This window comes from Nocardioides sp., from assembly GCF_031397825.1.
Lineage (GTDB): Bacteria > Actinomycetota > Actinomycetes > Propionibacteriales > Nocardioidaceae > Nocardioides.
In genome coordinates, this window is sequence record NZ_JANNML010000059.1 from 16,655 (window position 1) to 29,784 (window position 13,130).

Annotated in this window: 14 protein-coding genes and 1 tRNA gene; 12 read left to right on the plus strand and 3 right to left on the minus strand. The window is 71.9% G+C overall.

The genetic code is table 11. From position 1 onward, the window contains the following. Nucleotides 1-6: 6 nt before the first annotated feature. Nucleotides 7-570 (minus strand): 5-formyltetrahydrofolate cyclo-ligase, encoded by a 564-nt coding sequence (locus RMN98_RS04730; RefSeq protein ID WP_309647647.1) that lies wholly within the window; start codon nucleotides 568-570, stop codon nucleotides 7-9. Between the two features lie 53 nt (nucleotides 571-623). Here RMN98_RS04730 and RMN98_RS04735 point away from each other — a divergent pair, with 53 nt between their 5' ends. The 7 genes from RMN98_RS04735 to RMN98_RS04765 all read left to right on the plus strand — a co-directional run bounded on the left by RMN98_RS04735 (nucleotide 624) and on the right by RMN98_RS04765 (nucleotide 5,866). Next, nucleotides 624-2,012, plus strand: a complete 1,389-nt coding sequence (locus tag RMN98_RS04735) for a UTP--glucose-1-phosphate uridylyltransferase (protein ID WP_309647648.1) — start codon at nucleotides 624-626, stop codon at nucleotides 2,010-2,012. Then, nucleotides 2,005-3,252, plus strand: a complete 1,248-nt coding sequence (gene glp / locus RMN98_RS04740) for a gephyrin-like molybdotransferase Glp (RefSeq protein ID WP_309647649.1) — start codon at nucleotides 2,005-2,007, stop codon at nucleotides 3,250-3,252. Before RMN98_RS04735 ends, glp begins: the two co-directional genes overlap by 8 nt. Then, entirely contained in the window at nucleotides 3,245-3,730 is a 486-nt protein-coding gene (gene moaC / locus RMN98_RS04745) for a cyclic pyranopterin monophosphate synthase MoaC (protein WP_309647650.1), read from the plus strand. The genes glp and moaC overlap by 8 nt, the downstream gene beginning before the upstream one ends. After that, the gene (locus RMN98_RS04750) at nucleotides 3,727-4,218 is read left to right on the plus strand and encodes a molybdenum cofactor synthesis domain-containing protein (protein WP_309647651.1); all 492 of its coding nucleotides are present in this window, start codon (nucleotides 3,727-3,729) and stop codon (nucleotides 4,216-4,218) included. Before moaC ends, RMN98_RS04750 begins: the two co-directional genes overlap by 4 nt. A gap of 40 nt (nucleotides 4,219-4,258) precedes the next feature. After that, the gene (locus RMN98_RS04755) at nucleotides 4,259-4,813 is read left to right on the plus strand and encodes a GNAT family protein (protein WP_309647652.1); all 555 of its coding nucleotides are present in this window, start codon (nucleotides 4,259-4,261) and stop codon (nucleotides 4,811-4,813) included. Between the two features lie 96 nt (nucleotides 4,814-4,909). Further along, a complete protein-coding gene (locus tag RMN98_RS04760; RefSeq protein ID WP_309647653.1) occupies nucleotides 4,910-5,722 on the plus strand; it encodes a hypothetical protein in 813 nt (270 codons plus the stop codon). Between the two features lie 71 nt (nucleotides 5,723-5,793). Then, nucleotides 5,794-5,866: transfer RNA gene (locus tag RMN98_RS04765), tRNA-Ala, on the plus strand. Between the two features lie 105 nt (nucleotides 5,867-5,971). Here the strand turns inward: RMN98_RS04765 and RMN98_RS04770 are convergent. After that, nucleotides 5,972-7,246 carry an ATP-binding protein gene (locus RMN98_RS04770; RefSeq protein ID WP_309647654.1) on the minus strand — a complete coding sequence of 425 codons (1,275 nt, stop codon included), beginning with the start codon at nucleotides 7,244-7,246 and terminating at the stop codon, nucleotides 5,972-5,974. Nucleotides 7,247-7,430: 184 nt separating this feature from the next. Between RMN98_RS04770 and RMN98_RS04775 the strand changes: the two genes are divergently transcribed. The 3 genes from RMN98_RS04775 (at nucleotide 7,431) to RMN98_RS04785 (ending at nucleotide 9,680) form a co-directional block, all read left to right on the plus strand. Beyond that, nucleotides 7,431-7,838 carry a YciI family protein gene (locus RMN98_RS04775; protein WP_309647655.1) on the plus strand — a complete coding sequence of 136 codons (408 nt, stop codon included), beginning with the start codon at nucleotides 7,431-7,433 and terminating at the stop codon, nucleotides 7,836-7,838. Nucleotides 7,839-7,845: 7 nt separating this feature from the next. Next, on the plus strand, nucleotides 7,846-9,042 hold the full coding sequence (locus tag RMN98_RS04780) for a DUF6596 domain-containing protein (protein WP_309647656.1): 1,197 nt from the start codon (nucleotides 7,846-7,848) through the stop codon (nucleotides 9,040-9,042). A 65-nt stretch (nucleotides 9,043-9,107) separates the two neighbouring features. Further along, nucleotides 9,108-9,680 carry a TetR/AcrR family transcriptional regulator gene (locus tag RMN98_RS04785; protein ID WP_309647657.1) on the plus strand — a complete coding sequence of 191 codons (573 nt, stop codon included), beginning with the start codon at nucleotides 9,108-9,110 and terminating at the stop codon, nucleotides 9,678-9,680. Nucleotides 9,681-9,683: 3 nt separating this feature from the next. Here the strand turns inward: RMN98_RS04785 and RMN98_RS04790 are convergent, their stop codons facing one another. Then, nucleotides 9,684-10,076: a response regulator gene (locus tag RMN98_RS04790; protein ID WP_309647658.1), complete on the minus strand. Its 393-nt coding sequence runs from the start codon at nucleotides 10,074-10,076 to the stop codon at nucleotides 9,684-9,686. A gap of 117 nt (nucleotides 10,077-10,193) precedes the next feature. Here RMN98_RS04790 and RMN98_RS04795 point away from each other — a divergent pair, with 117 nt between their 5' ends. After that, complete coding sequence (locus RMN98_RS04795; protein ID WP_309647659.1) at nucleotides 10,194-11,096, plus strand: response regulator transcription factor; 903 nt, start codon at nucleotides 10,194-10,196, stop codon at nucleotides 11,094-11,096. Then, nucleotides 11,093-13,129, plus strand: a complete 2,037-nt coding sequence (locus RMN98_RS04800; RefSeq protein ID WP_309647660.1) for an ATP-binding protein — start codon at nucleotides 11,093-11,095, stop codon at nucleotides 13,127-13,129. Before RMN98_RS04795 ends, RMN98_RS04800 begins: the two co-directional genes overlap by 4 nt. Nucleotide 13,130: the final 1 nt, after the last annotated feature.

Genomic DNA, 13,130 nt, shown 5'->3' on the forward strand with positions numbered 1-13,130 from the left:
GACGCCCTAGAAGACGCACAGGCCGCTCGGCGTGACGGCCGCGGCGACCGGCCGGTCGTGGGGCTCGACGGGCACGTCGCAGCCGACCTCGCCGTCGAAGAGCAGCACGCAGGTGAACGTCCCGACGGGAACCCGGGCCAGCGCCCGGTCGTAGGACCCGCCGCCTCGCCCCATCCGCATCCCGCGGTCGTCGACCGCGAGACCCGGCACCAGGACGACGTCGGGCGTCGCGATCGCGTCGACGCCGAGCCGGAGCCCGGTGGGCTCGAGCAGGCCGAGCCGGGCCGGGGCGAGCGACGCCGCCCCCTCGTAGGCCGCCCAGTCGAGGTCGCCGTCGGGGAGCAGCACCGGCAGGACCACCCGCTTGCCGGCCGCCACCAGTGCGTCCAGCAGGGGAGAGGTGCCGGGCTCCGTGCCGACCGAGACGTACGCCGCGACGCTGGCGGCCCGGCGTACGGGATCGGCGGCGACGAGGTGGGCGCAGATCGCCCGTGCTGACTGGCTGATCTCGACCAGGGGGCGTCGTCGACGGGCGGTGAGCAGCTGGTCGCGCAACGCCGCCTTGGCCATCGGACCTGGACTGGGTTGCGACGGGGACACCGGTGAAGCCTACGATCGGTGGCATGGGTAGTGCTGGACTGAACAAGGCGCGCGACAAGATGCTCGACGCGGGGGTGGACGAGGTCGCGATCGAGACCTTCGCCCACTACTTCCGACTCCTCGAGCACGGCGAGACCGGGATGATCCCGGAGACGTCGATCGACCCCGTCGACATGCCGGCCCTGACCGACGTGCAGGTGTCCGACGAGGATGCCGCCGCGGCTGTCCGCGCGACCGCCGTCATCAAGCTCAACGGCGGCCTCGGCACGTCGATGGGCATGGACCGTGCCAAGTCCCTCCTGTGCGTGCGTCGCGGGCTGTCCTTCCTCGACATCATCGCCCGCCAGGTCCTGCACATGCGTGAGCACTACGACGCCACGCTGCCGCTGATCTTCATGAACTCCTTCCGCACCTCCGCGGACACCCTGGCCGCGCTCGGCCGCTACGACGCGCTGCCGGTCGAGGGCCTGCCGCTGGAGTTCCTCCAGAACAAGGAGCCCAAGCTCCTCGCCAAGGACCTCTCACCGGTCAGCTACCCCAAGGACCCCGACCTCGAGTGGTGTCCACCCGGCCACGGCGACCTCTACACCGCCCTGCGCGGCACCGGCGTGCTCGACCTGCTCATCGAGCGCGGCTTCCGTTACGTCTTCGTGTCCAACTCCGACAACCTCGGCGCTGTGCCCGACGCGCGCGTCGCGGGCTGGTTCGCCACCTCGGGCGCGCCCTTCGCGATCGAGGCCGTGCGCCGCACCGCCTCCGACCGCAAGGGCGGCCACTTCGCCCGTCGCAAGAACGACGGCCGCATCGTCCTGCGCGAGACCGCCCAGACACCTCCCGGCGACGCCGCGTCCCTGGCCGACCTCGACCGCCACCGCTACACCTCGACCAACAACCTGTGGTTCGACCTGGTCGCGATGAAGGAGGCCCTCGACGTCCGCCAGGGAATCCTCGGCCTGCCGCTGATCCGCAACGTCAAGAACGTGGACCCCGGCGACTCCTCGACCCCCGAGGTGATCCAGGTCGAGACCGCCATGGGCGCGGCGATCGAGGTCTTCGAGGGCTCGCAGCTGATCGAGGTCGGTCGTGACCGCTTCGTGCCGGTCAAGACGACCAACGACCTGCTGGTGCTGCGCTCCGACGTCTACGAGATCGGCGCCGACTTCGTGCTCGACCAGGTCGCCAGCGAGCTGCCGTTCGTCGACCTCGACACCGACCACTACAAGCTGGTCGGCGAGTTCGACAAGCGCTTCCCCGAGGGTGCGCCCTCGATGCGCCAGGCCACCTCGCTCAAGGTCGAGGGTGACTGGACCTTCGGCAAGGGCGTGCAGATCGTCGGCGACGTCGCCCTCGACGCCACCTCCGCGCAGCGGGTCGCGCCGGCGACGGTGCTGGGCGGCCCGACGGATGGCTGACGCCCTCCTGTCGGTCGACGACTTCCGCGCCAAGGTCCTCGCCGACCTCGTCCCCGCGGCGCCCGTCGAGGTCGCGCTGCTGGACGCGCTCGGCCTGGTCTGCGTCGACGACGTCACCGCCCCCCTGTCCCTGCCGCGCTTCGACAACTCCGCGATGGACGGCTACGCCGTGCGCCGAGAGGACGTCCTGGGCGCCGCCGAGGACGCCCCCGTGGAGCTGCCCGTGGTCGGCGAGATCGGTGCGGGCAGGGCCGGCCCCGCGGGGATCGCGCCCGGCACGGTCGCCAAGATCATGACCGGAGCGCCCATGCCGGAGGGTGCCGACGCGGTCGTCCCCTACGAGTGGTCCGACCGTGGCGCCACGGTCGTGCGGATCACCCAGGCGCCCGCCGAGGCCCAGCACATCCGCCGCGCGGGCGGTGACGTCCGCGAGGGCGACCACCTGATCTCCGCGGGCACCCCGCTGGGGCCGCGTCACCTCGGGCTGCTGGCCTCCGTCGGTCGCCCGACGGTCCGCGTGCGGCCGCGACCCGTCGTCGTCATCCTCTCGACCGGCTCCGAGCTGCGCGCCCCTGGCGAGGAGCTGGGCGCCGATTCGATCTACGACGGCAACTCCTACCTCCTCGCGGCCTCGGTCGCGCGCGCCGGCGGGGTCGCCCGCCGGGTCGGCATCGTCCCCGACGACCAGGACGCGTTCCTCACGCTGTTGCACGAGCAGCTCGAGGGTGCTGACGTCGTCGTCACCTCAGGTGGGGTGTCCCAGGGCGACTTCGACGTCGTCAAGGCCGCGCTGCGCACGCTCGGCACCGTCTGGTTCGGTGGCGTGGCGATGCAGCCGGGCAAGCCGCAGGGCTTCGGGGTGGTCGGTGAGCGGCAGGTCCCGATCTTCACGCTGCCGGGCAACCCCGTGTCGGCCTACATCTCCTTCGAGCTGTTCGTCCGCCCGGCCATGCGCACGCTGATGGGCCTGCAGCCGATCGTCGAGCCGACCGTCACCGCGACGCTCGAGGGTGGCGTGTCGTCGCTGTCGGGCAAGCGCCAGTTCCTTCGCGGACGCTTCTCCCGCGACGAGGCCGGCGCCACGGTGACCGTCAAGGCGGTCGGCGGCTCCGGGTCGCACCTCGTGGGCGACCTCGCGGCCTCCAACGCCCTGATCGTCGTGCCCGAGGAGCTCACCGAGGTCGTCGACGGCGCGCAGGTGCAGGTCGTGGTGCTGGACAGAGGAGCAACCGATGGCTGACGCCGGGGGACAGGGCGGGCTGACGCACGTCGACGCGAGCGGAGCCGCCCGCATGGTCGACGTCTCCGCTAAGGACGTCACGGCGCGCGAGGCTCGCGCGTCCGGTCGCGTGCTGCTGTCGGCCGAGGTGATCGCGCTGCTGCGCGGGGAGGGCGTGCCCAAGGGCGACACCCTCGCCGTCGCACGGCTCGCGGGCATCATGGGCGCCAAGCAGACGCCCGCGCTGATCCCGCTGTGCCACCCGCTCGCCCTGTCGGCCGTGTCGGTCGACCTGAGCGTCACCGACGACGCCGTCGAGATCCTCGCGACCGTGCGCACCACCGACCGCACCGGTGTGGAGATGGAGGCGCTGACCGCCGTCTCGGTCGCCGCGCTCACCGTCATCGACATGGTCAAGGCGGTCGACAAGGCCGCCGTGATCACCGACGTGCGCGTCGAGACCAAGACCGGGGGCAAGTCCGGGGACTGGTCGCGATGACCTCAGGTGCCGAGGGGCTGCCCGCCACCGTCGTCGTCGCGTCCAACCGCGCCGCTGCCGGCGTCTACGAGGACACGACCGGCCCGCTGATCGTGTCGTTCCTGGCCGAGCTCGGCTTCGTCGTCGACGCTCCTGTCGTCGTACCGGACGGGGAGCCGGTGGGCGAGGCCATCGCCGCCGCGATCGCGGCCGGTGCGCGGGCCGTGCTGACGACCGGCGGCACCGGGCTCACCCCGACCGACCGCACGCCCGAGGCGACCCGGCCGCTGCTCGACCGCGAGGTGCCCGGCATCGCCGACGCGATCCGGTCCTACGGCGTCGCGGCCGGAATCCCCACAGCCATGCTGTCGCGAGGCCTGGCCGGCGTCGCCGGGCGCACGCTGGTGGTCAACCTGCCCGGCTCGCGCGGGGGCGTGAAGGACGGTCTCGAGGTGCTGCGTCCGATCCTGGTGCACGCCGTCGAGCAGATCGTCGGGAGCGACCATTAAGGCCTGGCCGGTCCGCCTCTCCTCGGGCACGTCCCCGGTCGTGACGCTGCGGCCGCTGGCCCGGCGTGACGTCCATGCCTGGCGCTCGGCCCGTCAGCGCAACGCCGCCTGGCTGCTGCCCTGGGACGCCACGGTGCCTCCCGGCTCGACCGCGCGTGCCACGACGTTCCGCGTGCTCGTACGACGCCTGCGCCACCAGGCCGACCGGGGCACGACCTACCCCTTCGCCGTGGAGGTCGACGGCCGTTTCGCGGGGCAGCTCACGGTCAACAACATCGTGCGAGGCTCGGCGCAGTTCGCCTCGATCGGCTACTGGCTCGACCGCGACGTCGCCGGCCGCGGGGTCATGCCGCGCGCCGTCGCGATGGCGATCGACCACTGCTTCACCACCGCCGGCCTGCACCGCATCGAGATCGCGATCCGCCCGGAGAACTCCAACTCCCTGCGCGTGGTGGAGAAGCTCGGGCTCCGCGAGGTCGGCTACGCCCCGCGGTTCCTGCACATCGACGGCGCGTGGCGCGACCACCGGATCTACGCCGTCACCGTCGAGGAGTGTCCGGGCGGGATGGTGGCGCGGCTGGACGCCGCCACCTGAGAGCAGACCCAGAAATCACATCAGCAACACGAGCAATTTGCGACACACCACTAGACATCCGCCCCAGATCGGGGTAGCGAACCTAACCTCAGTCCCGTGGACCTGAGCGCACTCATCTTCGTAGCCCTGGCAGTGGCCTGGGCCGTCTACCTCGTCCCCAAGGCGCTCAAGCACCACGAGGAGGTGGCCCGCACCCGCTCGGTGGACCGCTTCTCCCACACGATGCGTGTGCTGGCCCGTCGCGAGCCGACCAGCCGCAGCAGCGCCCGGCTCGTCGTGCCGGGCCGGCCCGCTGCCACCGCGGAGTCGACGAGCGTCGCCGTCGCGACCCCGGCCGCGCCCGTGGCGGCACCGCCCACCCCCGTCCCGCTCCGCGCCCGCCGTGAGGCCGCTCGCCTCGCTGCCAAGCGTCGGCTGCGGGTCGTCTCGCTGATCCTGGTCGCCAACGTCGTCGCCGCGGTCCTCGCCGCCACGTCCGTCGTCGCCGTGCCCTACCTCGCCGTCCCCGCGGGCCTGCTCGTCGCCTGGTTGGTCGCGTGCCGCGTGATGGTCAAGCGCGAGCGTGCGGTGGCCCCCACCGGCCGGTTGCCGCTCGTGGTCGAGGAGCCGACCGAGGTCGACGGCCCCGTCACCGAGGAGATCGTGGCGGTCGTCGAGGAGACGGTCGCGGTCGAGCGACCCCGTGATCCGGACGCCTGGGACCTGGTGCCGGTGACCCTCCCGACGTACGTCACCAAGGAGCCAGCCACCCGCCGCACCGTCCGCACCATCGACCTCGACTCCACCGGCGTCTGGACCTCGGGTCGCACCGAGATCGACAGCGCTCTCGCCCGTGGGGCCGAGGAGGCCGAGCGTGCCGCCAAAGCCGCCCGCAAGGACGACGAGACCCGCCGGGCGACCGGGTCCTGACCGATTCGGCCGGCCCGCACGGCTGGTGCTAACGTTTCGACCCGCGCCGTCGGTCACCCCGACGACGTGATGGGGCTGTGGCGCAGTTGGTAGCGCGTCTCGTTCGCAATGAGAAGGTCAGGGGTTCGAATCCCCTCAGCTCCACCCATCAGATTCGGCCCGTAGCCAGCAGAGACGCCGGTTGCGGGCCTTTCTCATGCCCGGCGCGCGGGCGGCACCGCGCAGTCGCCGATCGAGCGGACCGACCGCTCAGCCCGGCGGTGCCGACGAGTCGGGCAGCTCCAGGGTGAAGCAGGCGCCTCCACCCTCGGCGGTGGAGACCGTCAGGGTCCCACCGTGTCGTGCGACCACCCGACGGGCGAAGGCGAGCCCGATGCCCGAGCCCTGCTGGAGCGAGCCCGCCCGGCCGCGCATGAACATGTCGAAGATGGCCTCGCGCTCCTCCGGTGCGACCCCACGGCCGTTGTCGCTGATGGTGAACCGGACGGCCCCCTCCAGGACCTTGCCGTCGACCTTCACGAGCGGTGCGTCGGAGTCGCCGTAGTTGATCGCATTGACCACCAAGTTCTGGACCACCCGCTCCAGGAGTGCGGCGGAGCCGTGCAGCGACGGCAGTTCTCCGACCTCGACCTCTGCGCCGCGAGCGACGATCAGCTCCTCGAGGTCGCGCAGTACGCTGCCGGTGACCTCGCCCAGGTCGACCACCCCCAGCTCGAGCGCCGTGGTCGTCGCTGTGCTGTAGGCGAGCACCGCATCGATGAGGTCGGCCATCCTGGTGGCCTGGCGCCGGACGGCACCTAGCGCGCTGGCACCCTCGGCACTCAGGGAGGCAGCCTCCATGTCGGCGATGAGCTCGGCATACCCCGAGATGGTCGCCAGGGGTGCCTTGAGGTCGTGTGCCGCCACGTGCGCGAACGCCGCGAGGTCGCGGTTGGTGACCTCGAGCTCGCGGGTCCGCTCGGCGACCCGGCCCTCGAGCTCGTCGAGGAGCCGGATGCTCTCCATGGCGACCGAGGTGCTGTCGGCCAGCGCCAGCAGCAGCTCCCGCTCGGCGGGGGTGGCCTCGTGCTCGTCGGCCCAGTAGGTCCCGATCGAGCCCACGGGCTCCGCCGTGCGGATCGGCGTCATCACCAGGCTCCGGACGAACGTGGGTCGGTAGGCGACGTGAGGGATCCGGTCGTCGAGGTAGATGTCGGGGATGACGACCTGCTCGCCGTTCAGCATCGCCCAACCGCTGATGCATGCCTGGAGGGGAAAGCGCTGTCCACGCCACAGAGGCTCGATGGCGTCCTCGTCGACGTAGAAGCACTGGCCCGCGTCGCGCAGCACGAACGTCGCGCCGTCGGCGTCGACCAGCTCCCGTGCCGCGTGACGGACGATCTCCACGATGCGCTCGAGGTCGCGCGCGGCCGCGAGGTCGCGGACTGCCTGCACGAGGCGGCTCATCGCCGGCAGCGACGGTGCAGATCGCGCGGGTGGGAGTGCCGCGGAGTCCACCACCAGGCTCAGCGCAGGCACGATCATGTCCCCTCCCTCCCGCGCACGGACCTCCAGCCTAGGGACGACCCCACGTCATGACATGGTCCCTTCGGACAGATCGGCCTGGTCATCGTGGTGACGTCGGGTCACCCGGTGTCGAGGATCGCCGGCCGGTTCCGTCCCAGGGACGAAGCGACCAGGATGGGTCGCACCACCGAGAGGAACCACCATGGCCAAGTACCTGCTGCTCAAGCACTACCGAGGCGCTCCGACCGGGGTGAACGACGTCCCCATGGACCAGTGGACCCAGGACGAGATCACCGACCACATCCAGTACATGAACGACTTCGCCACCCGGCTCGAGGGCACCGGCGAGTACGTCGACGGGCAGGCCCTGTCGCCCGAGGGCACGTTCGTCCGCTACGACGGCGAGGGGCGTCCACCCATCACCGACGGGCCGTTCGCGGAGACCAAGGACCTGATCGCGGGCTGGATGGTCATCGACGTCGACACCTACGACCGGGCCCTCGAGCTGGCCGGGGAGCTGTCGGCTGCTCCCGGAGCCGGCGGCAGGCCGATCCACGAGTGGCTCGAGCTGCGCCCCTTCCTGACCGAGCCGCCCACCATCACGGAGTGAGGGTGCCGTGAACCACGAGGTGGACGAGGTCCTGCTGCGCGGCCTCACGCCCGCGGTCCTCGGGATCCTGGTCCGCCGCGGGGCCGACTTCGTGTCGGCCGAGGACGCCGTGCAGGACGCTGCGGTCGAGGCCTGGCGGGTCTGGCCCGACGACCCGCCACGGGACCCGAAGGCGTGGCTGGTCACGGTCGCGTGGCGCCGCTTCCTCGACGCGAGCAGGTCGGAGACGGCTCGTCGTCGGCGCGAGGAACGGGTCGAGGAGGCGCCGTCGCCCGGACCGGCGCACGAGCTGGACGACACGCTCCAGCTCTACTTCCTCTGTGCGCACCCCTCCCTGACGCCGTCCTCGGCGGTCGCGCTCACCCTGCGCGCGGTCGGCGGGCTCACCACGCGCCAGGTGGCGCAGGCCTACCTCGTGCCCGAGGCGACGATGGCCCAGCGCATCAGCCGCGCCAAGCGCACGGTCGCCGGTGTGCGGCTCGACGAGCCCGGCGACGTCGCGACCGTCCTGCGGGTGCTCTACCTGGTCTTCAACGAGGGCTACTCCGGGGACGTCGACCTCGCCGTCGAGGCGATCCGCCTGACCCGGCAGCTCGCGGCGATGGTGCAGCACCCGGAGGTCTCCGGCCTGCTGGCGCTGATGCTGCTCCACCACGCTCGCCGCACCGCCAGGACCGCTCCCGACGGCAGCCTTGTCCCGCTCGCGGCGCAGGACCGCAGCCGGTGGGACACCGCCGCGATCGCCGAGGGCGTCACGATCCTGCAGGCCGCCCTCGCCCGGGACCGGCTGGGGGAGTTCCAGGCGCAGGCCGCGATCGCGGCGCTGCACGCTGACGCGCTCGCCGCCGAGGAGACCGACTGGGTGCAGGTCGTCGAGTGGTACGACGAGCTCGTGCGGCTCACCGACAACCCCGTCGTCCGGCTCAACCGTGCGGTCGCGGTCGGTGAGGCCGACGGCCCCCGCGCGGGGCTGGCCGCCCTCGCGGGCGTGGGGACCGAGGTGCCGCGCCACACCGCCGTGGCGGCGTACCTCCACGAGCGCGACGGCGACCTCGCTCTGGCCGCCCGACTCTACGCCGACGCCGCCCACCGCGCCCACGACCTGGCCGAGCGTGACCACCTGACCCGGCAGGCGGCGCGACTCAACGAGAAGCACGGCCACACGGCACCCTTCCCTCGGTCGGCGAGGGGTGGTCCGCCCTGACCCGGGCTCGTGTGGGAATGATGGGGCCGCGACCGCGAGTCCCGTGCCCGACCGAGGAAGAGCCGATGACGACGGACCGGATGGCCCCGACCTCCACCGAGGGCAAGTTCTACGACGCCGCGCTCGACGTGCTCGCCGAGGACGGCTACGGCGCCCTCAAGGTACGCGCCCTGTGCCGGCGCATGGGGCTCACGACCGGCGTGTTCTACCACTCCTTCAGCAGCTGGAAGGAGTTCACCGACCGGCTGCTCGACTTCTGGCGTGAGGACGGCACCCTGCGGGTGGCCCGGCTCGCGGCCAGCCAGACCGACGACCTGCACCGGCTCGACGACCTGGTGGCGGCGGCGATGTCGCTGCCGCACCGTGCCGAGGCCGCCATCCGGGTCTGGGGCGGGATCGACGCCGACGTCGGCCGGGTCGTCGCCCAGGTCGACCAGGAGCGCCTCGAGGCGGTCAGTGCCGCCTTCCTGGCGGTGACCGGTGACCCGCACCTGTCCGAGCGGCTCGCCAAGGCCGGCATCTACCTCCTGGTCGGCTTCGAGCAGAGCCACCTTCCCGAGGACCCGGCGACGCTCGAGTGGGCGCTGCGGCTCATCGAGGCGCTGGCGCTCGACCCTCGGGTCGTCGAGCCGTCGTGACCGTCAGCCGTCCACGGCCGGCTCGAGCCGGCCTGCCTCCAGCAGCTCGCGGACGCACGTGACGAGCCGATGGCCCTCGAACGGCTTCGGCAGGAAGGAGTCGGCTCCGGCGTCCAGCGCTGCCCGCACGTCGCGGCGGCCGTTGAGCGCTGAGAGCATCAAGAAGATCGGGCGCCGGCAGGGCTCGAGGTCCTGGCAGGTGCGGAGGACCTCGAGGCCGGACATCACGGGCATCGTGTTGTCGAGGACGACCAGGTCGTAGGCCTGGTGCCTGATCGCTGCGACGGCGGCAGCCCCGTCAGCGACGGTGCTGACCTCGTGGCCGGCCACTTCGAGGATGAGCGCGACGATCTCGCGGATGTCGGGGTCGTCGTCGGCGACGAGGATGGCGGCCATGTGTCCAGGTTGGGTGCGTGACGCCGCGTGGCGCAGCTGTTGGTGGTGCGACACGTGAAGGACTCGTAAAGGACCGATGTGTTCACCCTCCAGCGTTCGGCGCCTTAACGTGAGCCCATGCCGACGGTGCTGGTGATCGAGGACGAGAAGGAGATCAACCTCCTCCTCGAGGAGCTCCTGGTGCACTTCGGCTACCGCGCGCTGTTCGCGTCGACCGGCGCCGAGGGGCTGGACCTGGCACGCCGCCAGGAACCCGACCTCGTCCTGCTGGACCTCGGGCTGCCCGACATGTCCGGGATCGACGTCATCAGGGAGCTCCGCAGCTGGAGTGCGGCTCCGTTGCTGGTCCTGAGCGGGACGAGCCGCCGTGGCAGTCGTGCCGACGCGTTGGACGCCGGTGCTGACGACTTCCTCCAGAAGCCGTTCGAGCCTCGCGAGCTCGCGGCGCGTCTGAGAGCGGTCGCGAGACGGGCCGCCACGTCACAGGACGACGGCGGTCTGCGCCGCTGCTTCGGGCGGGTGTGCGTGGACGTCGAGACCCAGCGACTGCTCCTGGACGGGACCGAGGAACGTCTCACCTCCATCGAGTGGCGACTGCTGGAGGCGCTCACGCGACATCCCGGTCGGCTGCTGACGCACCGCTGGCTGGTCACGCAGGTGTGGGACGCCACCCACGGAGCCGAGACCCAGACCTCGCTGAGGGTCCACATGCGCTCGTTGCGCAGCAAGCTCCACGACGAGGCCAAGGAGCCGCACTTCGTGCGGACCGAGAGCGGGGTCGGCTACCGCTGGATCGCGAGCGCGACGGCTGCGGTCGTGCCCTCGCCGGTCGGCGGGCCCGGATCGAGGTCCACCTTGGACGAGCTCGAGGCGGCCGTCGCGGCGCTTCAAGTGGCGGTCCACACCGCGGCCGCTCCGGGCAACGACCGCGACGCCGCGCTGGGTCGTGCGGCCGAGCTCGCGCGGCGTGCCGGTCGGCTCGTCCGGGACGCACGCACGGCCACGGAGGGCCCCGCATGACGGAGATCTCGGGTGTCCGGAGCCACGTCCGCTCCTTCGTGCTCTGGTGGACGGCCTTCGCCGTCCTGGTGATCCTCGGGCGGTTGACCGCGGCCGATGCGTCCTCCGTGGGGCTGGTGGCGCCCGCGGCGGGTGTGGCACTTCTGTGGCTGATGTCCCAGGAGACGACGCGTGGAGCCGTGCTCTGCCTCGCCGCCATGGCCGTCACCCGCGGTGTGCTGTCGACCGTCAGCGGTGCCGCACCAGGAGTGACGGTCGCGTTGGTGGTCGCGGGATTCGTCCAGACACTGCTGATGGTGACGCTGCTGCGGCGTTGGTGCCCCGGCCTCCTCGGAGCCGGAGGGTCCGTGAGCGTGCACGAGCCCGGTGTCCTGGTGCGGGGCAGCGCCGCGGTCCTGGTTGCCACCGGTGTGGGCGCGGTCATCGGCACGAGCGTGCTCATGGGGCTGGACGCACCTGCGCAGGGGCTGGTCCTCCTGGACTGGTGGGCGCGCAACCTCGCCGGTGTCTTCCTCGTGGGCGCTGTCGGGCACCTCGCCTGGGAGTGGGTCCGCGAGTCTCGGTCGAGGGGACGCTGGGTGCTCGTGCCACGCTCGCGTGTCCCTGAGCTGGTCGGGCTGCTCGCGATCTCGGTGGCGGCCTACGGCGCGGTCTTCCTCCAGTCGGAGCTGCCCCTCTCGTTCCTGCCGCTCATCATCGGTGTCTGGAGCGCCACGCGTTTCCCGACGTTCGTCGCGGCGCTCCACTCGGCCTGCTTCGGGGCGTTGGCGCTGGTGGCGACACTGGCGGGCAGGGGGCCCTTCGGGGCCCTGGGTGCCGTCGAGACGCAGGCCCTCGTGACCCAGGCCTACATCCTCACCCAGCTCCTCACCGTGTTGGCACTGGCCACGGGCCGCGACGAGCGTGTCTCGCTCGTCCGCGAGCTGCGCGACTCCCAGCAGGAGACGGCAGCGCGCGCTGAGCTCCTCGACGCGATGACCGAGTCGATGAGCGAGGGGCTGGTGGTGGTCGACCGCCAGGGCACGCTCGTCCGGACCAACACCGCCGCCCGTGCACTGCTGGAGTCGAGCGCCACGGGCTACCAGGAGTCGGCCCGTGACTATCAGGTGCTGCGTACGGACGGCACTGAGCTGTCTGCCGATGAGCATCCCTCGATGCGCGCTCTGCGTGAGGGCGCAGTCCCAGCACACGACGTCGTGCTCCGCCGGGGCGACGGCAGCGAGCGGGTGCTCTCGGTGACGGCCTCGGCCCTGACCGGTGGAGGGTCGGGGGCTGCCACGGCGGCGATGGTGGTCTATCGCGACGTGACCGACGAGCGCAGCCACAGCAACCGGCTGACCGAGTTCGCGGAGGTGGTCGCTCACGACCTCCGTAGCCCGCTGACCGTGATGCACGGCTGGTTGGACGTGGCGCTCGGGGGTCTGGATCCTGCGGTCGAGGGCGGTGAGGTGTGCGTGCAGGGCCAGCCCTCACTCGTGCGTCGCGCCATGGAGCGAGCCCTCGTCGCGACGGTCCGCATGGAGGAGCTCATCTCCGACCTCCTGCTCCAGGCGACCGCCGCAGGGGGCCGGATGGAGCCTGTGGCCTGCACGTTGGGCGGTGACGACGGCCTCCTCACGGAGGTGGCGGGCGAGGCGGGAGCGTCTGCCTCGGTCTGCGTCGGACCCATCCCACCGGTCCTCGTCGATGTCGACCTGGTGCGCCAGCTGGTGTCGAACCTGATCGGCAACGCTCTCAAGTACGTCGCACCGGACACGGTCCCGCGGGTGGTCGTGAGCGGCACCCGCTCCGGGGACCGTGTGCTCCTCGAGATGACGGACAACGGCATCGGGGTCCCGGACCAGCAACGCGAGGCGATCTTCGACCGCTTCCACCGCGCCCACACCGAGGACACGAGCTACGTCGGGACAGGGCTCGGACTGGCCATCTGCCGCACCATCGTGGAGCGCCACGGAGGCGAGATCGTGTGTCGGTCGGCCACCGATGGGCGCTCCGGGGGGACGACCTTCGCGTTCGACCTGCCCGCTGCGTGAG